Here is a 24,769-nt window from a genome sequence, read left to right on the forward strand (position 1 = left end):
AATAAATTAATTTATATAAGTTATTGTTATTACAGTAAATATAAGGTAATAGTAATTATTTACAAAAATTTTAGAAATGTCATGAAGATGTCATATAAATTTGCTTGTTATTATTTGCCAACTCACCTAGGATATGAGTATCCTATTTTTTAATCGACCGAGAATTGAATTATGCAAGAGATTGAGCTGAAATTTTTAGTCCCAGAGTACAAAGTTGATGCGCTGATGCGTCAAGCTAATATCAAATCTTCACAAACCAATCAATTAGCTGCCTATTATTTTGATACTGCCAAACAAGATTTAGCAAAATCTGGCATCGCTTTACGTATTCGCAAAGAAGGAGAAGACTGGGTACAAACAATTAAAGCAACAGGTGATGGTATGGCAGCTCGACTTGAGCATAACCATACATTAGATAATCAGCAAGCCCAACTAGCAGCTGATGAACAAACACTCAGCCCTGACTTACAAATTTATAATGACTCTGATCTGGCTGACATATTAGCTCATTTTGATTTAGAGACACTTGCTGATGAGTTAATCCAGCAGTATGTCACTGATGTAGAGCGTATTACCCGTTTGGTCAAAAAAGAGGGTAATGTGATTGAAGTGGCTTATGATGAAGGACTGGTGCATCATGGTGAAGATGACAGCATTCAACAAACTATCCATGAAATCGAATTTGAACTGCTACAAGGCAGTCCTGAGTATTTATTTGAAGTTGCAAAAACTTGGTGTAAACGCTATAAACTCTGTGTCTCTACTGTCACTAAAGCTGAACGTGGTAGCCTTTTACTTGCAAACAAAGAGTTTACAGATGCAGTGAAGTCTGATCTAGATCAGCTTGATATATCCAAAAAAATGAGTCAACCCGCCTTTATGCGTGCAGTGGTGCATAACTGTATGTTACAGATACTGCCCAACGCCAGTGCCATTGCCGCAGGTAGTCCTGATGGCAACCATGTACACCAATTGCGAGTAGGTATTCGCCGTCTACGCACTGCTCTTAAGTTTTTTGATGGCTTCTCCGAGCAAGTCAATAGCGACTGGATTCCAGTGTTAAAACAGACCTTTAGTTTATTAGGAGAATATCGAGATCGTGAGATTTTGCAAATAAAAACTCAGCCCATGCTAGAGGAACAAGGTGCACCACATGTTGACTGGACACCTGAACGTGATGCGCTAAAGGTACAGCCTATCGATGCGGTACGTGCCAACGACTTCCAATTAACTTTATTGGAATTAATTGAATTTACCATGAGCGATCCCAGCAGCGAAGCAAATGCAGATAAACTTGCCAAACCCAAATTGTGTAAGATTTTAAATAAATTATTTGCAAAAATTGCCAAAGCCAGCGAACATTTTGCTGAGTTAGATCTTGAAGAACAACATGATGTACGCAAACGTCTAAAAAGCCTACGCTATATTAGTGAGTTTGTCGCTCCGATGTTCAAAAAGAAAAAGACCAAGAAGTTTTTAAAATACCTTGAACCTGCTCAAGATATACTTGGAGAATATAATGACAGCTTAGTTGGTCATGAATTTTATCAACAAAAAACGGAACAAGATGCAAATGCTTGGTTTGCAGTGGGTTACTTTGGCGCTGAACAAGAACATGCCGCAAAAGAGTGTGGCAATAGCCTAAAAACCGTAAAAAATGCACCTACTTTTTGGTAGTCTATTATAAGACTTTGGCTAGTGATTTTTGGTTAGTGATTTATTTGTTATTCGAGTGGTGGGCAACGATAGTCACTGGTGTACCTTCACTGACATAGTCAAATAGTTCCACCACGTCATCATTACGCATACGGATACAGCCGTGTGATAATGGGATACCCATAGGCTCACTATCGGGTATCCCATGTATATAAATATAGCGTTGATAGGTATCACAGCAGCCTTGATCATTCTCTCCTTTATTTATACCCGACTCACAACCCTGTAGCCAAAGAATACGACTGAGTATCCAATCTCGTTTAGGTGCTTGCCTGCCAAGATGGGTATCATAAATCTCACCTGTTGGCACTCTAGCAATAAATACACTGCGTATGGGCTGATCGCCACCAATTTTTTGTGCAATGATATGCCGTCCTAGTGGTGTACAACCACTGCCTTCCATCGCACCAATGCCATTTTTTGCTGTCGAAACAAGATATTGTTTTATCAGTTGCTGCTGTCTATACAAGCTCAAAGTTTGCTCAGCAATATTCACGATAAGATGCACACTTTGCTTATTTTTTTGTTCTTTTTGTTGTATGCCATCTTGGCAAGTTTGCACAGTGGTTATTTTTTCAGTGGTTAACATTCTTACCTCTTTAAAGCCTATATTTACAGATTATTGCTTATAAAAATATCACTTCATACCACTATATTTGAATTCAGGGATTGTATCAACGCTGCTTCCACCGTAATATAGCGTTAAACTTTAACGATCAAACTCATTATGGCTAAAATCACGCCCGCCCGTGTTTCATTGTATGATTTTTTAAGTATAGATACGCTACCGATTGCTTCATTAGCTGCTGATAGTGGACACATCTCCATACCTCAAGCAAAGATTGTTATTCATTGTGCCATTGAAGTGACAGTTAGTGCACTATTGGCATATCAACAGCAGTTTGATGCAGATAGCATACTCAAAAAGCTATTATCTCGGCATCAGGTTAAAGAGCTGCGTCGTTACAATGCTTTTAATCTGCGTACCATGCAAGTTGCCATGCAATATGGATCTTCTCTACTAGATGCCCTATATAAAGATACTGCCAGAATAGAAAAAATATCCCAAAAAATAGCAATAAAAAGTCAATCTAATATACAGCAGATACGTCCATTATTGGGTGCACTGACGTTACTTAGTCTACGAGAAATTGCTATTTTAGCAGATTATGCTCAGTTAGATGCTCAAGAGATAGAACAATGGCTACAACTACAACCACAGTTTCTACAGCTCCATTCTCGCCCAATAGATCCCTTATTAAGTGTTGCTCATACACATAGTCAGCCATCTGGTTTATCAACTGGTGATGATGCTACTGACATTAATGAGACAAATATTCAAACTTATGAGCCTATATCGGACTCATCTATAATAACGCCCAAACTGCCCTCAACAAATTATATTGTGCCAACTTTTGATAACAGTTGGCATGAATTGACAGGTTTTATATCTGAGCCTGCACGACAAAGTATACAAAACGCTGATAGTATTCCTAACTATGCTAAAGTTATCGGACATGCCATAGAAGATAATACCTCAACTATATCTGCGCCACTGAATCAACAAGACGATAGGATTTTAGCATTTGCTAATCTGCCTAACATTACCCTATCAAATCAACGCTGGCTATTAAAGCTGGCAAAAATTGCTGATATCTATCTTAGTCGTAATCGTTTGCGCATCACTGCTGAACCAAAAAAACCACCCAGCCGCCCACTCATTCCCAAGCATCTACTTGGCAATGTCAGTGATGCACCTATACAATATGATCAATCACAGCCCATTTGGAAAAATCAGGTAGTTTTGTTAATCATCGCAATTATTGGTGGTCTTAGTATTTTGGCAGTTATCAAATATCAATATAAAAAAGCCAATACCACACCCGTTGCAGAGTCATTGGTTAATAACGCATTGATTAAAGAAGCTTTAGAGAATGAATCACGTGTCCCTGATATTGCCATTGTTAGAGTAGATGATGATACGACAGAAACGCAAGCAGAAGAAGACAATACTGATAAATCTCATCAGTGATGAATGATGACTAAGAACCTAAATATCATGATATTGTAAAAAAAACAGAGACAATATATTGTCTCTGTTTTTTTATAAATCTGTACTTTACAAAATAATGAAAACAAGTCAAATTAAGAGGACAAATCTCGTCCTTTGCTGGCTTCAATGGCTAGGCGTAATCCATTAAGACGGATAAAACCTTCTGCATCTTTTTGATCATAAGCACCAGCATCATCTTCAAATGTCGCTATTTTTTCATCGAATAAAGATTGCTCAGATTTGCGTCCAACCACGCTCACGCTACCCTTATAAAGCTTGACGCGTACGCTTCCTGATACATATTCTTGCGACTTATCAATCAACGCCTGTAGCATTTCACGCTCAGGACTGAACCAATAACCATTATAGATGATTTTAGCATAACGAGGCATTAACTCATCTTTTAGATGTGCCGCTTCACGATCAAGCGTTAATGACTCAATGGCACGGTGTGCTTTGATCATAATGGTGCCAGCAGGTGTTTCATAGCAGCCACGAGACTTCATACCCACATAACGGTTTTCAACGATATCTAAACGTCCAATACCATGTTTACCACCCAGTTCATTGAGCTTAATCATCACTTCATATGGCTTAAGTGGCTCACCATCAATTGCGACAATATCACCTTGCTTATATTCAAGCTCAATATATTCTGCCTCATCAGGTGCATTTTCAGGGCTGACCGACCAACGCCACATATCTTCTTCGGCTTCAGCATAAGGATCTTCTAACAAGCCACCTTCATAAGAGATGTGTAATAAGTTGGCGTCCATTGAATAAGGTGATTTTTTCTTATTGGCAGCAAAATCGATAGGGATATTATGCTCTTCGGCATATTGCATCAAGCTTTCACGACTTGATAAATCCCATTCACGCCATGGTGCAATGGTCTTGATATCAGGAGCAAGTGCAATTGCACCCAATTCAAAACGTACTTGGTCATTGCCTTTTCCTGTCGCTCCATGACTGATGGCATCGGCATTATGTTCTTTGGCTATCTCAACCAAACGCTTGGCAATCAAGGGACGGGCAATCGATGTTCCTAACAGATATTCACCCTCATAAATGGCATTGGCACGAAACATTGGGAAGACATAATCACGAGCAAACTCTTCTCGTAAATCTTCAATATGAATATTTTTAATACCCATGGCTTGTGCTTTAGCACGTGCTGGCTCAACTTCTTCACCTTGCCCAATATCAGCAGTAAAGGTAATCACCTCAGCATCATAAGTTTCTTGTAACCACTTGGCAATAATCGACGTATCAAGTCCGCCTGAATAAGCCAAAACAATCTTGTTAATATTTTTTGCATCAATTTTTGACATAAAACATTCCTAATAAAGTTCCTAAAGTTGTGAATAAAAACCACAAATAAAAATAATCAATAAATCTAACCACCAGTCTACACCAAATTCAAAAATGACAAAAGCCAGTTTGCCCTTACTTTGTCACCATTGTGTCTACTGGCAGAAAATTTGACTAATATTTACCACCAATTTATTTATAAAACACCCAATATAATCATATAGTCCATCTAATATCATGTCACCACAAGAAAAGCACGCAAAGTTAACATCGTGGTGAATTTATAGTAGGGTCTGTTGAACTTTCACCCTATCAGGCTAATACCCATAAGGAATACAGCTATTTTTTACTTTCATGTAAAAATTGGCTAAATTTGCATGATGAAGCGTTAATGAACTGGTTAATATCCCGCTGTTATTAACAAAAGCTACCTGCGTTCATTGCCTTGACTAAGTCACTGTTTATTAAAATCAGTATCTCAATTTTTCCTATGAAGATGAATGTTCAACAGACCCTAGACAAATGATAGTAAATATAAATGGTGTTAGCCTTGTTAGGCTATAGACAGATGCTAAAACCTGCTATCATAGCCATAATTAGTATTTATAGAACTTACTATCTTATTTATCTTACCTAGTAAATGCCATTTTTATTAGCCAACATATATTATACTACATAGACCATCATGATTATGAGCAACTCTCACACCAATACGCTAGAAAATTCCCAAAACTCATCACCTTTAACAATCACTATACGCCAGCCCGATGATTGGCATATACATTTGCGTGATGGCAACGCCTTAACCACCACGGTTGCCCATGCAGCACAAAGCTTTAATCGGGTGATTTGTATGCCAAATCTTGTTCCACCCGTCAAAACTGCTGCGGACGCCATTACCTATCGCCAACGTATCGAGCAAGCTTTGATGCAAACCAATATCGACGCACAACGTAAAACACAATTTAACCCACGTATGACGCTATATTTTACTGATAACACCAGTGCTGCTGACATCAAACAAGCAGCCGAAAGTGGTATCGTACAAGCCGTTAAACTATATCCAGCAGGAGCAACTACCAATTCTGCTGATGGGGTAACTGACCTAAAACATTGCACAGCAGCCCTTGATGCCATGCAACAATATGAGCTGCCATTATTGGTACATAGCGAAGTCACCCGTGCCGATGTCGATATTTTTGATAGAGAAAAACAATTTATTGAAAACAACCTGCAACAAATCGTCCATGACTATCCAGAATTAAAAATTGTTGTCGAGCACATCACCACCGGTGATGCTGCTGATTTTGTATTGGCACAAAAAGATAATGTGGCAGCAACCATCACACCACAGCATCTATTATTCAATCGTAACCACTTGCTTGTCGGTGGCATTAAACCCCATTTTTACTGCTTACCCATTCTTAAAAAAGCCACCCATCAAGCACGACTTTTAGAAGTCGCTACCAGTGGCAACCCTAAATTTTTCTTAGGAACAGACTCAGCTCCTCATGCCACCCATGCTAAAGAAAATGCCTGCGGCTGTGCTGGTTGTTATAGTGCTGCTCATGCCCTACCCTTATATGCAACAGCATTTGATGGTATTGGAAAAATAGATAAATTAGAAGACTTTTGCAGTCGCTTTGGGGCAGAATTTTATGGTCTACCTTTAAATGACACCACCATTACACTGGTAAAAACTGACATGACCGTACCAGCAACCTACGCTTATATTGACGATAGCACCCTTACGCCACTTTTAGCAGGTGATACCCTACCTTGGTCAATCCAATAGAAGCATACTTGCAAATTAGATAATAATCAGGCTCTATAAAACTCTATTTTTTAAACAGATACATTACTTATGAATGCAAATAGCTTAACAACAAGCACCATAAACAACAGTACTAATAATACTACCACCAATATTGCTGCTGAGGCATCTCCACCGCAATTAGAAACAACATCATCAAACAACACACTAACTCATAAGACAGCGGATAGTGATGCTAATGATGATACAATCACCCATTCATCGGCAACATTAAACGCCACACCCATTCCACATATTACCCAATTAAATGAGCGTTTTCGTAAATTTATGCCAGTGGTGGTTGATGTTGAAACGGCAGGGTTTAATGCTAATACCGATGCACTGCTTGAAATCGCCTGTATTCCCATACTCATGGATAATACAGGTCGCTTTTATCAGGGTGAAGCCATTAATGCGCATATAGAACCATTTAAAGGTGCAAACCTCGAACCTAAAGCATTGGAGTTTACAGGTATCGACCCAAATAACCCCATGCGCAAAGCCATTGCCGAAGAGGAAAAAGTGGCACTGCGTCGTATATTCAAAGCGCTCAAAGAAGTTCGCAAAGCACACGACTGTCGTCAATGTGTGTTGGTCGGTCACAATGCTCACTTTGATTTGAGTTTTTTAAATGCAGCCATTACCCGTACCAATAGCAAAAATCACACACCATTTCACCCTTTTTCAGTCCTTGATACCGTTACCTTATCGGCACTGGCATTTGGACAAACTGTACTTGCCAGAGCCTGTAAAGCAGCAGGACTTGAATTTGATGGTAGTGATGCGCACTCTGCATTATATGATACTCAAAAAACAGCGGAGCTATTTTGCCATATCCTAAATCACTATCCTATGTTAGCCAACGCGCTACATACACCTAATAATGATGATATAGATACCAACAACAATAATGTTATTAATCAATAGCAAAATGACACAGAAATCTGTAATTTATATATTTAACAAGTCTATCCAAAAAAATTTGCTAAATATTGGATAAATTTAAAAAAACAGGTTGACAAAGACTCTGCTGATCATTAAAATATGCACCACTTCGATATTAATGGTGAAAGCAGTCGAAGTCTGTTGTGTCCCGTTCGTCTAGAGGCCTAGGACACTGCCCTTTCACGGCGGTAACAGGGGTTCGAATCCCCTACGGGATACCACCTATTCCTTTAGAAAATAATATAATTTTTTATATTTCTATCAAAAAGCCCAATCTATATTAGATTGGGCTTTTTTATGTATTTGTTTTTACTTATCTTAAACTTACAGGATCTTAAACTTACAGGTTCATTAAATAAGTGTTGTAAAAAATCCTAACTGCATCATTACATTAGAATATTTTATGTCAATCTGACACAATCAATAAATAAATGGATAATGTAATAAGTAGACTTAGCACTACTTGCACAGAGACAAAAGCCACATGTCTCTCTAAAAACTCAATGATCATTTTAGTTTTATTTTCCTTATTATGATTTCTATCAAAACTACTGGTAATATCAAGCTCAAAGGTGGCGCATTGATTGGGTATTAATGCCTGTAAAAAATCTTGCCATTCTGTAAGCTGCCATTGAGCCGGCTTAAAAGGTACTATGCCACTCACCTGCTGAGCATTGGCAATAGGCTTTTCAGAAGCTAATAACTGCATACTCCATGATGAAAAACGCCGCTGTGCTAAATGGCTAAACTCTAAAAAATTGACATTATAATGACGTCCATCACGAATAAGATTTTCTTTTAATTGCTGCAAGGTATATTTACTACCTTCTAAATATTGAAAAAACCAGCCATTGCCATAAAATAAAACACCTGTGAGATTATTTTTATCATTCTGTTGAGCAGATACTACTGCTATATCATTGAGTACTGGTTGAATGGGCAACAGATTATCTTTGATTTGACTGATATAAACCAACTGATACAAAGAATGTTGATGACATGACAAGGCTTTTTTATTATTCATATATACCTCTACATGACAAAAGGATAAAAAATAAGTAATCTGATGGGATTTAAATAATAGGTAATAGGATAGGTACTAAAGATTTGAATATCTAACTCTTACTCTCTTATTAATTATAATGAACATTATTATTGAATTAATTATTAACCCATAGCATGAACTAAAAACAAAATTAATACAACTAATAAATGCAATATTTTATTTCATGATTAATTTTTTATAAATCCAAAAATATGAAAATGGTTCTTATTTTATTACTCAGCAATTTGATGTGATAACACCGCTTGCAAAAGCAGTTTATCTTCAGGGCGGGTCAATTTTATATTCAGGGTGCTACCTTCAACCAGACGAATTTCGTGTCCTAGTAACTCAAAGCCACTGGCCTCATCAGTAATCAGCAGATTTTGTTTATTAATCTCTGCTAGCATGTCTCGCAGGGCAGCAAATCGAAATACCTGTGGTGTTTGTGCTTGCCACAGACAACGACGATCTAAAGTTTGCTGTATATAGTTATCGGCGGTGGATTTTTTGATGGTATCGACCACAGGGACAGCTAATATTGCACCATAGGTTTCTTGTGCTGCCGCTTGTATGACTTTATTTATATGTGCTTTGGTTACCGCTGGACGCGCCGCATCATGAATCAATACCAAGTCATTATCACTGATTGTAGATAGCTGACCGATAGCCGCCACACCCGCTAATACAGACTGCCAACGCTCAGCACCACCGATAACATAGGTTACGGGGATCGGAAGTGGTAAATGAGTAATATGATTATCATCTTTTGCCACCACCAAAAAAATATGATTAATATAATCGCTGCTGGCTAGCTTTACCAATGAATGTAGTAATATGGGCTTATCATTGAGTTGCACATACTGTTTTGGAATATCAGCACCAAAACGACTGCCTTTACCTGCTGCTACTACCAGTGTATGTACACGAGCATCAACCAAAGTCTTTGTATTATCCATACTTATTGTCTTAGTGGTTTAGTAATTTGCTAAATAACCTATCTTTATCAAACTCAATCAAACTCATAGGCAGCAATAACAACAGACATACTGTATATGACTGTCATTTCTAACTTAGGGAATACTTTCAATAACGTCATTAGGATCTACTGCTGGAGCGGCAATACTGGTATGGGTATTAGGAGCAGTAGAGAGTTGGACAAAAGTCTCATGTGGCTTAATTAAGCCCAAGTCAATCCTTGCATGCTCTTCTACTGCCTCAAGTCCAGTTTTCAGATCTTTGACATCAGCACGCAATACTTTATTTTGCTGTTCTTGTACTTGGTTTTTTGTACGCTGCTCAGCTATCTGTTGTTGCAATCGTTGACTGTCATTATAACCATTTTCACCTAGCCAATATTGATATTGCAATCCCATTAATACTGAGATTGCAACAATAAATAAGATAAACTGAGCAAAGTACTTCATTGTATTAAAACTACCAAAAAGTGGGCTGAATCACTAAATTTATAACTGAAGCAGCCAACATTAGCTTGACTACCAAACACCATAACTAGCCACGTAAGCCAATAAAAGCATCTCGACCAGGATAGCTGGCACGTACTTGTTGCTCAATACGCAATAACTGATTGTACTTCGCCACACGATCAGAGCGACATAAAGATCCAGTTTTAATTTGTCCAGCTGCTGTACCCACAGCCAAATCTGCAATGGTGCTGTCTTCTGTCTCACCAGAGCGATGTGAGATAACAGTAGCATAACCATTATCTTTTGCCAGATAAATGGCATCTAAAGTCTCAGATAATGTACCAATCTGGTTAAACTTAATTAAGATGGCATTAGCAATACCTTTATCAATACCTTGACGTAAGATGGCAGGATTGGTCACAAATAAATCATCACCCACCAGCTGCACTTTATCACCAAGCTGTTGGGTTAAATATGCCCAACCTTCCCAATCTGATTCATCAAGACCATCTTCTATTGAAATGATAGGATATTGTTTGGCTAGATTTGCCAAATAGTCAGAAAAAGCTTGGCTATCAAAGGCTTTGTTACCTTCACCAGCAAGAATATACTGACCATCTTTATAAAACTCACTGGCAGCACAATCTAATGCCAGATGCACATCATCACCAGCATGATAGCCTGCTTGCTCAATCGCCTGCAAAATAACGGTAATCGCTTCTTCATTGCTACGTAGATTAGGAGCAAATCCACCTTCATCACCCACAGCGGTATTTAAGCCTTGAGCTTTTAATACAGATTTTAGGCTATGGAAAATTTCGGTACCAGCACGCAATGCTTCAGAGAAGCTAGTAAAGCCGACAGGTTCAATCATAAACTCTTGAATATCAACGTTATTATCAGCATGTGATCCTCCATTTAAGATATTCATCATCGGCACAGGCATGGTCAAAGAGGTTTGATTGCGCAGATTGGCAATATACTGATGCAACGGTAGTTGTGAAGACAATGCAGCCGCTTTGGCAGCGGCTAGTGATACTGCCAACATGGCATTCGCACCAAGCTTCTCTTTATTTTCAGTACCATCTAAACTAATGAGTTTGTCATCTAATGCTTGTTGGTCGGTGACGTCCATTTCCATCAATGCAGCACGAATCTGACTATTCACATTGGCAACCGCTTTTTTGACACCTTTACCACCATAGCGACTTTTATCACCATCTCTTAGCTCTAGTGCTTCACGAGACCCTGTGGATGCACCACTTGGCGCAGCAGCTCGTCCGAGTGTACCATCGGCTAAGATGACATCGGCTTCAATGGTAGGATTGCCACGAGAATCTAGAATTTCACGAGCGCGAATGTCTGAGATTTCAGAAATATTGTTGGTGTTTTCAGCATACATAATCTGATTTTTATCCTTAATTGTTAAATTGTTAAGAGGTGTTTTTGCTCAATAGTGATAATTTGCAAACATGATCACAAATCTATCACCTTCATAAAAATTTTTACTTATCATAGCACAGAGTCATAGAAATTTAATATCAAGATGATACAACAATGACCAATCCATGCGACAATTAAGCCAATCAGTACCCAAATACCATAACTACCAACAGCAAACCCTCACCAAACCATGCAGTTTAGATTCATAATCTATATCAGCAAGCGATATCACTAATTTGTATCTGTTTGATTTTGATATTGGCAATGATAGCGAGTCAATCGCAGGGCATTAAATAATACAGATAATGAGCTCATTGCCATCGCAGCAGCAGCTATCATGGGATTTAAAAAACCAAAGGCAGCTAAGGGAATCCCAATGCAATTATAAATAAAGGCAAAAAATAAGTTTTGTTTGATGTTTTTAATGGTTGCTTTGGCTATATTTTGTGCTTCTAATACATGATCCAGACTGTGACCAAGTAAACGAGCAGATGCACTGTGCTTGGCGGCATCACTGCCCTCTGACATCGCAAAGCTTGCCGTTGCAGTTGCCATTGCAGGGGCATCGTTGACGCCATCACCCACCATAACCACTCGCCTGCCTTGCTGTTGTAATTGGCTGATATCTGCTGCTTTATCACGGGGGCTCATACTACCATAAGCAACATGAATATCTAATGCATTGGCAATATAATCCACCACACTTTGCTTATCACCACTCATTAAAATGACCTGATAGCCTGCATCATGCAAGTGTTGTACCGTCTGTTTGGCATCTGCTTTGATCTCATCTGCCAAGGCAAATGCACCCAACGGCACATCATCAACACTAACCGCCACCGTACTGGCAATCTGCCATGCTTTAGGTAAATGCTTGGGTAATGACAACCCTGTAAATTCAGGCGTGCCGACTTTTACCAATCCGTATCCTGATATTTGTGCCTGTATGCCCTGCCCTTGCACCACTTCAACATTTTTAGCAGCAAATAAAGATAACTGTTCTGATTTTGCAGCTTCCACCAAAGTTGTCGCTAAAGGGTGGCTAGCATGAACCTCAACACTGGCTGCCAACTGCAATACTTCCTGCCAGTTAATCTGATTGCTCACCATCATGTGGGTGATAATGACAGGCTGACCCTGTGTTAAAGTCCCAGTCTTATCAAATACCACCGTATCCACACTGCCTGCTGCCTCTAAACTTTGTGCATCTTTAAACCAAACTCCATGCCGAGCTGCCACACCCATGCCAGCCATAATAGCGGCAGGTGTTGCCAAACCAAGCGCACATGGACATGCAATGACTAATACCGACACAGCATGCAAAATGCTACGATCCATCTGTCCTGTAAACCAGTAGGTCAAGGCAAAGGTAATGATGGCAATTGACACCACAACAGGCACAAATATGGCAGCGACTTTATCCGCCAAACGCGCAAGATTGGCTTTACTACCTTGCGCTTCACTCAATGCTAGTACCATATCACCCAGTTGGGTTTGACTGCCAGTTGCTTGCACTTTATACACCAAGCTGCCATCAGCAACCAATGCACCTGCCAATACGTTATCCCCTACTTTTTTGCTCAAAGGTAGAAACTCACCTGTTAAATGACTTTCATCACACCAACCCTCACCGGCGACAACAATACCATCTGTGGCTACTCGTGAGCCTTGCTTGGCTCGCAAAACATCACCACGCTGTACTTTTGATAAATCCACCAGTTCAAAATTAGCAGCAGTTTCAGATTGAGTTTGATCATCATAATCTTGATGCTGAGCTGCAACTTGCCGCTCAACTTTTTCAGGTGTGAGCTGTAATAATAAATTAATACTATTTAGGCTTTGTTTTTTAGTGCGGTGCTCTAAATATTTGCCCAAACGTACAAAAGCAATGATCATTACCCCTGCTTCAAAATACACAGGTGCTGTATGCATGTCACCAGCATGATGTAATAGATGCTGCCACTGTATACCTTGGGAAAAAATTGCCAATCCATCATGAGTCAACCAACTATAAGTAGAATATGCCCAAATGGTTAATGTACCGATAACAACCAGTACGTCCATATTAGCAAGTCTACCTTTAATTGATGACCATGCGCTTTGATAAAAAGGAATTGCCAAACCAAATTGCACAATCGTTGACAAAACAAACTGTATCCACAGCGGTGGCATCCACACCATGCCCTGCCCGAGTAGCATACCTGCCATACCTATTAAAAATGGCAATAAACATACCCAAAGAGCAATCAGTTGCCAAGGTGGACGTTTATCTATCTTATCCTCAGGTTGCTGCGCAAATAGACTATCACTTTGTTGCTCCGTTGCCCGAAAGCCAGTCTTTTCAATCCAAGCAATGATTTCGTCTGTATTGGTTTGTGATTTATCATAATCCACACTGGCAGTTTCTCCAGCAAAATTCACACTGGCTTGCTCAATGGCTGGTTTTTTATTGAGTACTTTTTCAATACGAGTAGCGCAAGCTTGACAAGACATATCCTCAATGAATAATTGCAAATGTGCAGATTTTGCTTGAGATGTATCCGTCACTTCTTTACCAGTATCAGATGTCATAACAGCCTTCTTTAACCTTTAACTTTTATTTTATTATCAAGTTTATTTATTATCAGATATTGCTATAAAAAATAACCAGCCGTAAAGACTGGTTATGGTCGGTCAGTGCCACTACTATCATCAAAAGACAAATATAGTCAAAAGACAAAATTTTTATCAATCAGCAATCACCACATCAAAACCTGCTTCTTCAATCGTATCAACAATACGACTTAGTGAGACGACGTCATCATCAAAGCTAACCGTACCCTGTTTCTCTTCTAAACTCACCTCAATGCTCTGCACACCCTTAAGCGTGCTAACAACATCTTGCACACTTTTGACACAGCCACCACAGGTCATACCTTCAATATGAATCACTTGAGTTTGTTTACTCATTATATTGTTCCTTAGTAATAAAATTAATAATAAAAATAAAAAATCATCTAAACTTATTGCAAAAAGTATATTAAATATAACTTATACATATTATAGATTATCGGCAACTGGTAATCATTGCCTTTTATAAAGTGGGCGGGCTGTACGTATTTCCAGAAGCTTCATAGTAGTAACATGAACGTTGTAGGGTACATTTTACGTACAGCTAAATAAAAGGTAAAGGTGCATGAAATGCACCCTACAAAATGACATCGTGTTTTTGCGTAAGTCCTACTAAACAAAGCACTCAAGCTTCATCTGCTATAAGTTATCATCAGTTTATAAATTATCTGGATTTTGTGGTGCATCAACAGGAAATGGCTGAGTCACATAATCCACCATACTAATGGCAGCCTTAAGTGCATGGATTGAAGTTTGCGTATCATCATAACGCACATAAGCTACATCTTGCTCAGGTTGTAAATCAATAGCCGTTACTCCATCGATATTTTTTAATGCGGTCATGATGCTCTCAAGCCCTGCTGCATCATCAATATTTTCAATACCTACTTGCGCTGTTTGTAAGCTCATATTTTTTTCTCTTTATATTTTTCTCTTTTTGTACATTGATATCATACCTATTTTTATGGGGATGAATTAATGAGTATCAAGGACTGCAAACCCTTTGACCAAGGTATCAATTTGCTTTAGCTGCTGTAAAAATGGCTCTAGCTGCTCTAGACGTAAGGCACAAGGACCATCACACTTAGCTTTATCTGGATCAGGGTGTGCCTCCAAAAATAGCCCTGCCAAGCCCGTTGCCATACCTGCTCGTGCCAAGGTAGTAATCTGCTCACGACGACCACCAGCACTGTCTTGACGCGCACCTGGCTGCTGCAAACTGTGAGTTACATCAAAAAACACAGGCACTTGCATTTTTTTCATGGTATCAAAGCCGAGCATATCTACTACTAAGTTGTTATAACCAAATGCACTACCACGCTCACACAAAATAATTTTATCATTACCTGCTTCCAAGCATTTATTGATGATATGGCGCATCTCATGTGGGGCTAAAAACTGCGCTTTTTTGATATTAATAATGGCATCAGTTTTTGCCATTGCCTGTACCAGATCTGTTTGTCTGGATAAAAATGCAGGTAACTGGATAATATCAGCAACTTGTGCGACTGGCTCGGCTTGATAAGGCTCATGCACATCGGTAATAATGGGTACATTATATTTCTGCTTAATTTGACCCAACCAATCTATCCCCTTTTCTAGCCCTGGTCCTCTAAAGGAATGTAAACTTGAGCGATTTGCCTTATCAAAACTGGCTTTAAATACATAACCAATGCCCAAACGATTGCAAATCTCAATATAAGTCTCGGCAATCTCAAATGCCAACGCTTTCGACTCAAGCACATTCATACCGCCAAACAATACAAACGGTTGATCATTACCAATACTTATCTCATTGAGCTGAATATGTGACATTGCCACTTTTTTGTCGTTATCATTTTTTATACTGTCTGCTAAACTCATGATTGTCCTTATCACTCTTATTAAAAAATCAGTATTTATAATACAATGTTGATAAATCTGTGCAAATAAACATAGGATTTATTTTAATCATTTATCATTAAAAAAATGTAATATTTACGTAGTTAATAGATGATCCATAAAAAAGACCAATACATGCGTATCGGTCTTTTATCATATATATCAAATATTTATGAGTGATAATCAGTGACTACTAACCATCTAAGATTTATCACGTATTTGTTGATAATCAATCGCTGCCTTGATAAAGCTGGCAAATAGCGGATGTCCACCACGTGGTGAGCTGGTAAACTCAGGGTGAAACTGTACCGCCACAAACCAAGGATGATCGCTGATTTCAACTGCCTCCACCAAATGTTGCTTTGCAGAATATCCAGAAATAGTCATACCTGCTTTTTCTAATGGCTCAATATAACGATTATTCATCTCATAACGATGACGATGACGCTCAGTAATGGTGCTAGAACCATAGATTTGGCGTAATTTGCTACCTTCAACCAATTCAGCCTTTTGACCACCTAAGCGCATTGTACCACCTAAATCTGAATCATCACTACGGATTTGCAGCTCACCACGCTCATCAAGCCATTCTGTAATCAACCCAATAATAGGCTGTTCAGTTTTCCGATCAAACTCAGTTGAATTTGCTGCAATATTCATCACATTACAAGCATACTCAATTACTGCCAGCTGCATACCTAAGCAAATACCAAGATAGGGTACTTTATTTTCACGCGCATAAGTAATCGCTTTCATTTTTCCTAATTTGCCACGCTCACCAAAACCGCCTGGAACCAAAATCGCATCGGCTTGCTTTAAGGTCTCAAATAATGAATCATCCGTTTCGAACTTCTCAGCATCCATATAGGTAATAGATACATGCGTTTTATGAATGATACCTGCATGCAACAAAGCCTCATTAATCGACTTATAAGCATCAGGTAATTCAACATATTTACCCACCATAACGATATTAACATCGCCTTTAGCATCTAATAATCCATCAACCACCGCGTCCCAATCTGATAAATCAGCTTCAGGTACTTCAATACCAAAACGCTCACAAATCAAATCGTCCAAATCTTGTTCATATAGCTTTCTGGGAATCTGATAGATGGTCTGTGCATCTTCACACATAACAACCGCCCGCTCTTCGACATTGGTAAACAATGCGATCTTACGGCGATTATCTTCACTAATGGGGTGCTCAGAACGGCAAATAAGTACATCAGGCTGCAATCCAATCGAACGCAACTCTTTCACCGAATGTTGAGTGGGCTTGGTTTTGGTTTCACCTGCACTCGATATATAAGGCACAAGTGTCAAATGCATCAATAACGCATTGCTACGACCAAGCTCCACCTGCATCTGACGTACCGCTTCCATAAATGGCAATGACTCAATATCACCAACCGTCCCACCAATCTCGATGATGGCAATATCATAACCTTGCCCACTGGCATGAATTCGGTTTTTAATCTCATCAGTGATGTGCGGAATCACCTGCACTGTGCCACCCAAATAGTCACCACGACGCTCTTTATTAAGAACGGTTTGATAAATGCGACCACTGGTAAAGTTATTGGTTTTGCTCATCTTAGAGTGGCGCAAGAAACGCTCATAATAACCAAGATCAAGATCCGTTTCTGCCCCATCTTCGGTAACAAAAACTTCACCATGCTGAAACGGGCTCATGGTTCCTGGATCAACATTAATATAAGGATCCATTTTGGTCATGGTCACTTTCAGACCACGAGCTTCTAAAATGGCAGCAACAGAGGCGGCAGTAATGCCTTTACCAAGTGATGAAACCACACCACCAGTTACGAAGATAAATTTTGTCATAATAATAATTGATCTGTGAGTAAAAAAGAATTTTACTAGAAATTTGCCAAAAAATACAGACTTGACAACTTATCTATTTCTCTATTTCGCCATTTGATTCCATTTGAGTATAGACAAGACTTACAAAATTCATCTATATACCCAAAACGAACCCATAAAAAAACCCACTCCAAAGAGTGAGTTTTTTAGCAATATGAATTCTAAATGAGATTAGAATTTGTATTCTAGACCACCACCAATACCAAAGCCAGTCGTTTCGGTCTTGGTAGCAGCAGTTTCTTTTTCATCTTTATTAAATGCACCATAAACATGTCCCGTGGTTGCTTTATTGAAGGCATATTTGCCACCTACTGCAACACGAAATTTATCAGCGTCTTTAGCACCTTTGACATTAGAAAGCATATCACCTTGAGCATAGGCAGTCCAAGGGGTTCCTGTCTTCATTGTACCACTGATAGTAAATCCATTTTCTTTATCATCTCTATCATAATCTGTCACTTGATATAAAGCCCCAACAGTAATCTCTGGACTCACAGCAAAAGCACCACTAACACGGATGGCATCTTTTATGGTGCCTTTTGCAGCAGAAGCACGATGAATATAGCTTGCACCTGCTTTAAATGGCTGATCTGCTGGCTCATATTTACCAGCAATACCAGAAATTTCACCACCCGTTTTATCTTCATCTAAAGCATACATAGCCAAAAGTTGCATACCATCATAGTTTGGTGAGGCATACGCAAACGCATTGTCTGCCCGACCTAAAGCTGGCGCATATACCTTATCACCACCTCTGACACCACCAGCCGTAACATTCGCAAAGTCGACAGCATCATCAATGGCAGTCAAACGACCCGCTTTTAGAGTACCAAGCTGAGTATTTGCCAAACCTAAATAAGTATCACGTGATTTAAACTGTTGTGACTTATCACCATTAGCGATATCAATACCATACTCTAACTGATAAACAATATCTGTATTAGCAGTCAATGCTTCTTTACCTTTAAAACCAATCCGTGATGAATTTGATTTTAACGCTGGACGAGTCTTTTTATCACTACTAATGGTTTTGTTAGTTGCTTTGTCAGTCGTGTCAGTATCTTCAGAATTAACATCTAAAGTTAAAAATGCTTTACCATATACAGTAGGCGCGGCTTGCGCAGCAGATACAGATAGAGCAGTAACAGCAATTGCTAGCATTAATTTTTTCATGGGAACTCTCTCCACCTTACATTTTAGTGATGGGCTAGTCTATGACCAATACCCAGTTGTATGACCTAATAACAAAATTGAAATCCTCAAAATAATCAGTTATTTACAAATATTTAGGCATCAACTTGTGTGAGAGTAGTATGGTATATATCTATGACAACTTTATGAAAAATTAGAGTTTTATACTGATATTTATGAGCGTAAATGGTTTAGAATTCTCTAATAGATCCATAATAGAAGACATAAAAAAACTCACTCCGAAGAGTGAGTCTTTTTGCAGTTAGATACTAAATTCAAATTAGAATTTGTATTCTAGACCACCACCGATACCAAAACCAGTCATTTCGGTCTTGGTAGCAATATTTTCTTCTTCTGTTTTACCAAATGCACCATAAACGTGTCCTGTGGTTGCTTTATTAAAGGCATATTTACCACCCACAGCAACACGGAATGCATCAGCGTCTTTAGCACCTGATACATTCGATACCATATCACCTTGAGCATAGGCAGTCCAAGGAGTTGCCGTTGCCATTTCACCACTAACAGTAAAGGCATTTTCTTTATCATCAGTCTCATAGTCAGTTACTTGATATAATGCACCAACAGTGATTTCTGGGCTAACAGTATAAGCACCACTGACACGGATGGCATCTTTCATACTACCAACACCGGCTGATGCACCATGAATATAGCTTGCACCTGCTTTAAATGGCTGACCTGCTGGCTCATATTTACCAGCAATACCTGCAAATTCACGACCAGACTTGTCTGCATCTAAAGAGTACATAGCTAGAACTTGCATACCATCATAATCTGGTGAAGCATAAGCAAATGCGTTATTTGCACGAGGTGCATCAAATGAGGCTTGAACACCATCACCACCTAATACACCACCCGCTGTTACATTTGCATAATCAACTGCACCATCAATAGCTGTCAAACGACCAGCCATAATAGTACCAAGTTGTGCATTTGCTAGACCTAGATACGTATCACGTGAGTTGAATTGTGCTCCGCCACCATTTGCAACATCTACACCATACTCAAGTTGGTAAATAAGGTCAGTATTAGCAGTCAAAGCTTCACCACCTTTAAAGCCAATACGCGAAGCATTTGAATTTAAGCCTGGACGGCTCTTGCTATCAGTACTAGTGGTTGTATTAGTAGCTTTATCAGTAGTGTCAGTATCAGTAGACTGAGCATCGACAGTTAAAAATACTTTACCGTAAACGGTAGGAGCCGCTTGCGCAGCAGATACAGATAGAGCAGCAACAGCTGATGCTAAAAGTAGTTTTTTCATGGGAAGTCTCTCCACTTTACATTACATTTTTTAGTGATGGGCTGCCCTAACAGCTAACGCCCAGTAAATAAAACTTTTTTTAAACTTAATTGTAATTACAGCCCTCAAAAAAGTAGTATATATAATTACAACTATAATTACAGTAAAGTTTGGCTCATTATCAACAATAAAATAAATAGTATTGTATATCTAGTTTGTCTCATTTAATGAATGAACAAATAAAGTAATAAGATAACAATATTTATTTTAGTAATATTTTTAACCAAACTCATACTTCGCCTATAAGGATAACAACTTTGACATAATTTGCAACATTTTTTTTAATACTTGCCATTTTTATGTCAATATTTTGTGTCCTATAACCAATGTAATCACATCTAAAACATTACAACATTAGTGCAACTTATTGATTTGTATGAAAAATTTTAAATTTATTTAATAGGTGGTTAAAACTAAAGATATATTAAGTTTTTTAACTATTTCTAAAAACATACTCCCCCTTGTCTATTTGATTTTTCAAAAAGACAATCAGGGGAAGCAAATTATACTAAATTTAGAAACATCGGTGCAAGATTATCATTAATAAATAGTTAAATATTTAGTTTGAGTTAACTAATGTATACCAACATTTATGATGTTTATATTTTATATAGTCACTTTAACTAACTATTTATTAATCTTTGAGCTATGCATCTTAAGAGGCACGATCACGTTTCATTGCAAGGCGTGTCTGGTGTAATAAAGGCTCTGTATAGCCACTTGGCTGCTCATGTCCTTTAAACACCAAATCACAAGCTGCTTTAAAGGCATAAGATTTATCAAAATCTGCTGCCATAGGCAAATAATTACTATCGCCTTTATTTTGCTCATCAACCACTTTTGCCATGCGTTTTAATGCGTCCATGACCTGCTCTTCATTGACAATACCATGCTGTAACCAGTTGGCAATGTGCTGACTTGAGATACGTAGGGTCGCTCTATCTTCCATCAAGCCAACATCATTGATATCAGGTACTTTGGAGCAACCAATTCCTTGATCAATCCAGCGTACTACGTAGCCTAAGATACCTTGTGCATTGTTTTCAAGCTCTTGGCGTTTTTCTTCCTCAGTCCAATTCGTATCTTTGGCAAGTGGAATGGTTAATATATCATCTATATTGGCACGATTACGGCTTTTTAATGATTCTTGCACTTCAGGTACATTGATTTGATGATAGTGAATACTGTGCAAGGTCGCACCTGTAGGTGAGGGTACCCAAGCAGTAGTTGCACCTGCTTTTGGATGACCTGACTTAGTGGCAACCATCTCTTTCATTTCGTCAGGTTTTGCCCACATACCTTTACCAATCTGTGCTCGACCAAGCAGTCCAGTTTCTAGACCCACATCGACATTCCACTGCTCGTAAGCGGGCTGCCATGCTTGTGATTTCATATCACCTTTACGTACAAATGCACCTGCTTTCATACTGGTATGGATTTCATCACCGGTACGATCCAAGAATCCAGTATTGATAAATATCACCCGCTCACGTGCTTGGCGGATACACTCTTTTAGGTTAATGGTTGTACGACGCTCTTCATCCATAATACCTATTTTTAGGGTATTGGCAGGCAGTGATAAAGCTTGTTCAACCGCAGCAAATAAATCATTGGCAAATTTAACTTCATCAGGACCATGCATTTTTGGCTTCACAATATACATCGAACCTTCACGAGAATTTGATAAGGTATTATTGCCTTTGATGTCATTTAGTGACAATAGTGAGGTAATAAGTACATCCATAATACCTTCAAATATCTCTTCTTGCCCATCACCCAAATCAACCAAAATCGCTGGGTTTTGCATCAAATGTCCAACATTACGAATCAATAACAAGGCACGTCCTGGTAAAACCAACTTGCCACCCTCTGGCGTGGTATATTCACGATCAGGATTTAACTGACGTGTATATTCTTTGCCATTTTTATTAAAGGTCTCAGTCAAGTCACCATTCATTAGCCCAAACCAATTGCGGTAAACTTCTACTTTTTCTTCAGCATCAACCGCTGCAACAGAGTCTTCACAGTCTTGAATCGCTGTGATGGCAGACTCTAATAACACATCTTTGATATGGGCAGGATCGTCTTTTCCAACAGGATGATTGGCATCAATTTGTATCTCAACATGCAAGTTATTATTTTTTAGCAAGATACCTGAAGGCTGCTGCTCACTGCCAACGTAACCTACAAATTTTTCTGGATTTTTAAGCCCTGTATTTTGTTCACCCAAGGCAATTTGCAATTGTCCATCGGCAACACTAAAGCCAGTAACATCAGTATAAGAACCTGTTTGCAATGCAAAATGTTCATCAAGAAAAGCTTTGGCATAAGCCACTACTTCTGCGCCACGCTTTGGATTATAGCTGCTACCTTTATCTTTGCCATCAGTAGTATCAATCATATCAGTGCCATATAAGGCATCATAGAAGCTGCCCCAACGTGCATTGGCTGCGTTTAGCGCATAGCGGGCATTGCGTACAGGTACAACTAGCTGAGGCCCTGGAATACTGGCAATTTCTGCATCAACATTTTCGGTTGATACTTGAAAAGCTTCACCTTCTGGCAATAAATAGCCAATATCCGTCAAAAACTGCTTGTATTTGGCAAAGTCAATTTCACCATCTTTTGCAGGGTTGTCTAAATGCCATTGATCAATTTTACTTTGCATGTCATCACGAATGGCCAACAGCTCTTTGTTACGTGGAGTAAACTGCTTAACGATATCTGCAAATGATGACCAGTAACTATCTGACTCCACATTAACTTTGGCTAATACTTCATTTTCAATAAAGTCATACAATGTTTTATCAATAGCTAGGCACCCTTTTTGAATACGCTCGGCTTGATTGTTATTTGAGGGAGTTTGGCTTTGAGTCATTTTAGAGTCCTTGTAGTTAATGAATTAATAAAATTGTTGTTAAAAAATGAGTTAGGAATGCTAATATGGCTATAATTTCCTAAAGATTCATGAAATACATAAAAGCTTTTTACTGTATTGGTTTTATCCTACTATCAAATAATAAAATATACAAGAAACATTCATTTATCAAAAAAATATCTGTTCTTTTAATAAATGATAATCTATAGGCTGCAATACCTACAGAGATATTTTTAGTTGTTATAGAAGTATGCTCTGAGCAGTATTGAACATACCTATTATTCAAAGTCATCTATCTTATGATGATTTTAATGTGTATCAACTATATAATACTGAGTTCTTCTATTGATGAATATTGTCCATTCTCAAATAATGACAATACTACATGCTAATTTATCCTACGAAAAGCCAATATCTTAACAAATTTTATTTATCTTATTCAGCCAATGTAATTGACACTACTATGACAATCAGCACCGATGCCAGTTTATCGCAACAAGCTATTATCACATCAACCACTGATATTTCCCATATTCATAAGTTTTTGGGCGCACGTACTCCCAAAGATTGGCTCACCGCTGCCCTAGATAATATTCCGTTATTGTTACAAGATCATGCAAATTGCGAGAAAAAAGCAGCAGGGACAGCAATGAATCTCATTTTTCGCTATGAATTTCATCAAGATTTACAGTTAAAGCTGGCGCAATTGATCCGTGAAGAAATGCTACATTATGAACAAGTCATCGGCATAATGAATGAGCGAGGACAAGCATGGTCACACCTGCCCGCAGGACGCTATGCCAAAGGATTACTTAAACACAAACGTACTTACGAACCTGCGGCAATGATAGATGTATTAATTATTGGTGCATTTATTGAAGCACGCTCATGTGAACGCTTTGCTGCGCTAGCAGATGTGATTGATGACTCAAGGCTAGCAAAATACTATCGCTATCTTTTAAAGTCCGAAAGTCGCCATTATGAAGACTATCTTGCTTTAGCCGCCTCGTTAAGTGATACGCCGATAGATGAGCGAGTGGCATTTTTTAGGCAAGCTGAAGCTGAGCTCATTACCACTGTAGATGAAGAGTTTAGATTTCATAGTGGTGTGCCAGTTGCTTATTGATCTTAAATAAAAACTAAAAAACATCAAGACCTCTAAAACTGATGCACTATGCACCCCAACATCATGCTGCATTATTAAAGGTCAATGGTGTAATTTCTGCTAAACTAGCGTCTTTTAACATACCTGAA

19 protein-coding genes and 1 tRNA gene are annotated in these 24,769 nt (G+C 38.6%); 6 read left to right on the forward strand and 14 right to left on the reverse strand.

What is annotated here, in order from left to right:
• Positions 1 to 171 precede the first annotated feature (171 nt).
• Entirely contained in the window at positions 172 to 1,677 is a 1,506-nt protein-coding gene (locus FHK89_RS13745; protein WP_230661426.1) for a CYTH and CHAD domain-containing protein, read from the forward strand.
• 40 nt (positions 1,678 to 1,717) lie between these two features.
• Here the strand turns inward: FHK89_RS13745 and FHK89_RS13750 are convergent, their stop codons facing one another.
• Positions 1,718 to 2,305 (reverse strand): L,D-transpeptidase, encoded by a 588-nt coding sequence (locus tag FHK89_RS13750; RefSeq protein WP_230661428.1) that lies wholly within the window; start codon positions 2,303 to 2,305, stop codon positions 1,718 to 1,720.
• A gap of 138 nt (positions 2,306 to 2,443) precedes the next feature.
• Between FHK89_RS13750 and FHK89_RS13755 the strand changes: the two genes are divergently transcribed.
• Positions 2,444 to 3,748 carry a hypothetical protein gene (locus FHK89_RS13755; RefSeq protein WP_230661430.1) on the forward strand — a complete coding sequence of 435 codons (1,305 nt, stop codon included), beginning with the start codon at positions 2,444 to 2,446 and terminating at the stop codon, positions 3,746 to 3,748.
• A 113-nt stretch (positions 3,749 to 3,861) separates the two neighbouring features.
• On the opposite strand, the gene FHK89_RS13760 is transcribed toward FHK89_RS13755, so the two are convergent.
• A complete protein-coding gene (locus FHK89_RS13760) occupies positions 3,862 to 5,100 on the reverse strand; it encodes an argininosuccinate synthase (RefSeq protein ID WP_230661432.1) in 1,239 nt (412 codons plus the stop codon).
• Between the two features lie 671 nt (positions 5,101 to 5,771).
• Here FHK89_RS13760 and pyrC point away from each other — a divergent pair.
• From pyrC to FHK89_RS13775, 3 genes are all read left to right on the forward strand, one after another.
• The gene (gene pyrC / locus FHK89_RS13765) at positions 5,772 to 6,875 is read left to right on the forward strand and encodes a dihydroorotase (RefSeq protein ID WP_230661434.1); all 1,104 of its coding nucleotides are present in this window, start codon (positions 5,772 to 5,774) and stop codon (positions 6,873 to 6,875) included.
• Positions 6,876 to 7,139: 264 nt separating this feature from the next.
• Positions 7,140 to 7,820, forward strand: coding sequence for a ribonuclease T (gene rnt, locus FHK89_RS13770; RefSeq protein ID WP_329958712.1), 681 nt, complete (start codon positions 7,140 to 7,142; stop codon positions 7,818 to 7,820).
• Between the two features lie 163 nt (positions 7,821 to 7,983).
• Positions 7,984 to 8,059: transfer RNA gene (locus tag FHK89_RS13775), tRNA-Glu, on the forward strand.
• Positions 8,060 to 8,244: 185 nt separating this feature from the next.
• Here FHK89_RS13775 and FHK89_RS13780 read toward each other — a convergent pair.
• The 12 genes from FHK89_RS13780 to FHK89_RS13835 form a co-directional block, all read right to left on the reverse strand.
• The gene (locus FHK89_RS13780) at positions 8,245 to 8,862 is read right to left on the reverse strand and encodes a BLUF domain-containing protein (protein WP_230661436.1); all 618 of its coding nucleotides are present in this window, start codon (positions 8,860 to 8,862) and stop codon (positions 8,245 to 8,247) included.
• A gap of 254 nt (positions 8,863 to 9,116) precedes the next feature.
• Positions 9,117 to 9,839, reverse strand: coding sequence for a 2-C-methyl-D-erythritol 4-phosphate cytidylyltransferase (gene ispD / locus FHK89_RS13785; protein WP_230661438.1), 723 nt, complete (start codon positions 9,837 to 9,839; stop codon positions 9,117 to 9,119).
• 114 nt (positions 9,840 to 9,953) lie between these two features.
• On the reverse strand, positions 9,954 to 10,307 hold the full coding sequence (locus FHK89_RS13790) for a septum formation initiator family protein (RefSeq protein WP_230661440.1): 354 nt from the start codon (positions 10,305 to 10,307) through the stop codon (positions 9,954 to 9,956).
• An 85-nt stretch (positions 10,308 to 10,392) separates the two neighbouring features.
• Positions 10,393 to 11,685, reverse strand: a complete 1,293-nt coding sequence (eno, locus tag FHK89_RS13795) for a phosphopyruvate hydratase (RefSeq protein WP_230661501.1) — start codon at positions 11,683 to 11,685, stop codon at positions 10,393 to 10,395.
• A 296-nt stretch (positions 11,686 to 11,981) separates the two neighbouring features.
• Entirely contained in the window at positions 11,982 to 14,321 is a 2,340-nt protein-coding gene (locus FHK89_RS13800; RefSeq protein ID WP_230661442.1) for a heavy metal translocating P-type ATPase, read from the reverse strand.
• 156 nt (positions 14,322 to 14,477) lie between these two features.
• Positions 14,478 to 14,699, reverse strand: a complete 222-nt coding sequence (locus FHK89_RS13805) for a heavy-metal-associated domain-containing protein (protein ID WP_230661444.1) — start codon at positions 14,697 to 14,699, stop codon at positions 14,478 to 14,480.
• A 318-nt stretch (positions 14,700 to 15,017) separates the two neighbouring features.
• On the reverse strand, positions 15,018 to 15,269 hold the full coding sequence (locus tag FHK89_RS13810; RefSeq protein WP_230661446.1) for a heavy-metal-associated domain-containing protein: 252 nt from the start codon (positions 15,267 to 15,269) through the stop codon (positions 15,018 to 15,020).
• A 66-nt stretch (positions 15,270 to 15,335) separates the two neighbouring features.
• Positions 15,336 to 16,175 carry a 3-deoxy-8-phosphooctulonate synthase gene (kdsA, locus tag FHK89_RS13815; RefSeq protein ID WP_230661503.1) on the reverse strand — a complete coding sequence of 280 codons (840 nt, stop codon included), beginning with the start codon at positions 16,173 to 16,175 and terminating at the stop codon, positions 15,336 to 15,338.
• 267 nt (positions 16,176 to 16,442) lie between these two features.
• Entirely contained in the window at positions 16,443 to 18,086 is a 1,644-nt protein-coding gene (locus FHK89_RS13820; protein WP_230661448.1) for a CTP synthase, read from the reverse strand.
• Between the two features lie 210 nt (positions 18,087 to 18,296).
• Positions 18,297 to 19,298, reverse strand: a complete 1,002-nt coding sequence (locus FHK89_RS13825) for a porin (protein WP_230661450.1) — start codon at positions 19,296 to 19,298, stop codon at positions 18,297 to 18,299.
• Between the two features lie 298 nt (positions 19,299 to 19,596).
• Positions 19,597 to 20,598 (reverse strand): porin, encoded by a 1,002-nt coding sequence (locus tag FHK89_RS13830; protein ID WP_230661452.1) that lies wholly within the window; start codon positions 20,596 to 20,598, stop codon positions 19,597 to 19,599.
• A 694-nt stretch (positions 20,599 to 21,292) separates the two neighbouring features.
• Complete coding sequence (locus tag FHK89_RS13835) at positions 21,293 to 23,515, reverse strand: malate synthase G (RefSeq protein ID WP_230661454.1); 2,223 nt, start codon at positions 23,513 to 23,515, stop codon at positions 21,293 to 21,295.
• 463 nt (positions 23,516 to 23,978) lie between these two features.
• On the opposite strand from FHK89_RS13835, the gene FHK89_RS13840 reads away from it, so the two are divergent.
• On the forward strand, positions 23,979 to 24,641 hold the full coding sequence (locus FHK89_RS13840) for a tRNA-(ms[2]io[6]A)-hydroxylase (RefSeq protein ID WP_230661456.1): 663 nt from the start codon (positions 23,979 to 23,981) through the stop codon (positions 24,639 to 24,641).
• The last annotated feature ends 128 nt before the right edge of the window (positions 24,642 to 24,769 follow it).

This window comes from Psychrobacter sp. I-STPA10, from assembly GCF_021012795.1.
Lineage (GTDB): Bacteria > Pseudomonadota > Gammaproteobacteria > Pseudomonadales > Moraxellaceae > Psychrobacter.

What these genes read in the sequence shown, in the direction of transcription:
- FHK89_RS13745 (WP_230661426.1), top strand. Translation starts at nt 172, where the DNA reads ATGCAAGAGATTGAGCTGAAATTTTTAGTCCCAGAGTACAAAGTTGAT.
- FHK89_RS13750 (WP_230661428.1), bottom strand. Translation starts at nt 2,305, where the DNA reads ATGTTAACCACTGAAAAAATAACCACTGTGCAAACTTGCCAAGATGGC.
- FHK89_RS13755 (WP_230661430.1), top strand. Translation starts at nt 2,444, where the DNA reads ATGGCTAAAATCACGCCCGCCCGTGTTTCATTGTATGATTTTTTAAGT.
- FHK89_RS13760 (WP_230661432.1), bottom strand. Translation starts at nt 5,100, where the DNA reads ATGTCAAAAATTGATGCAAAAAATATTAACAAGATTGTTTTGGCTTAT.
- pyrC (WP_230661434.1), top strand. Translation starts at nt 5,772, where the DNA reads ATGAGCAACTCTCACACCAATACGCTAGAAAATTCCCAAAACTCATCA.
- FHK89_RS13780 (WP_230661436.1), bottom strand. Translation starts at nt 8,862, where the DNA reads ATGAATAATAAAAAAGCCTTGTCATGTCATCAACATTCTTTGTATCAG.
- ispD (WP_230661438.1), bottom strand. Translation starts at nt 9,839, where the DNA reads ATGGATAATACAAAGACTTTGGTTGATGCTCGTGTACATACACTGGTA.
- FHK89_RS13790 (WP_230661440.1), bottom strand. Translation starts at nt 10,307, where the DNA reads ATGAAGTACTTTGCTCAGTTTATCTTATTTATTGTTGCAATCTCAGTA.
- FHK89_RS13800 (WP_230661442.1), bottom strand. Translation starts at nt 14,321, where the DNA reads ATGACATCTGATACTGGTAAAGAAGTGACGGATACATCTCAAGCAAAA.
- FHK89_RS13805 (WP_230661444.1), bottom strand. Translation starts at nt 14,699, where the DNA reads ATGAGTAAACAAACTCAAGTGATTCATATTGAAGGTATGACCTGTGGT.
- FHK89_RS13810 (WP_230661446.1), bottom strand. Translation starts at nt 15,269, where the DNA reads ATGAGCTTACAAACAGCGCAAGTAGGTATTGAAAATATTGATGATGCA.
- kdsA (WP_230661503.1), bottom strand. Translation starts at nt 16,175, where the DNA reads ATGTCACATATTCAGCTCAATGAGATAAGTATTGGTAATGATCAACCG.
- FHK89_RS13820 (WP_230661448.1), bottom strand. Translation starts at nt 18,086, where the DNA reads ATGACAAAATTTATCTTCGTAACTGGTGGTGTGGTTTCATCACTTGGT.
- FHK89_RS13825 (WP_230661450.1), bottom strand. Translation starts at nt 19,298, where the DNA reads ATGAAAAAATTAATGCTAGCAATTGCTGTTACTGCTCTATCTGTATCT.
- FHK89_RS13830 (WP_230661452.1), bottom strand. Translation starts at nt 20,598, where the DNA reads ATGAAAAAACTACTTTTAGCATCAGCTGTTGCTGCTCTATCTGTATCT.
- FHK89_RS13835 (WP_230661454.1), bottom strand. Translation starts at nt 23,515, where the DNA reads ATGACTCAAAGCCAAACTCCCTCAAATAACAATCAAGCCGAGCGTATT.
- FHK89_RS13840 (WP_230661456.1), top strand. Translation starts at nt 23,979, where the DNA reads ATGACAATCAGCACCGATGCCAGTTTATCGCAACAAGCTATTATCACA.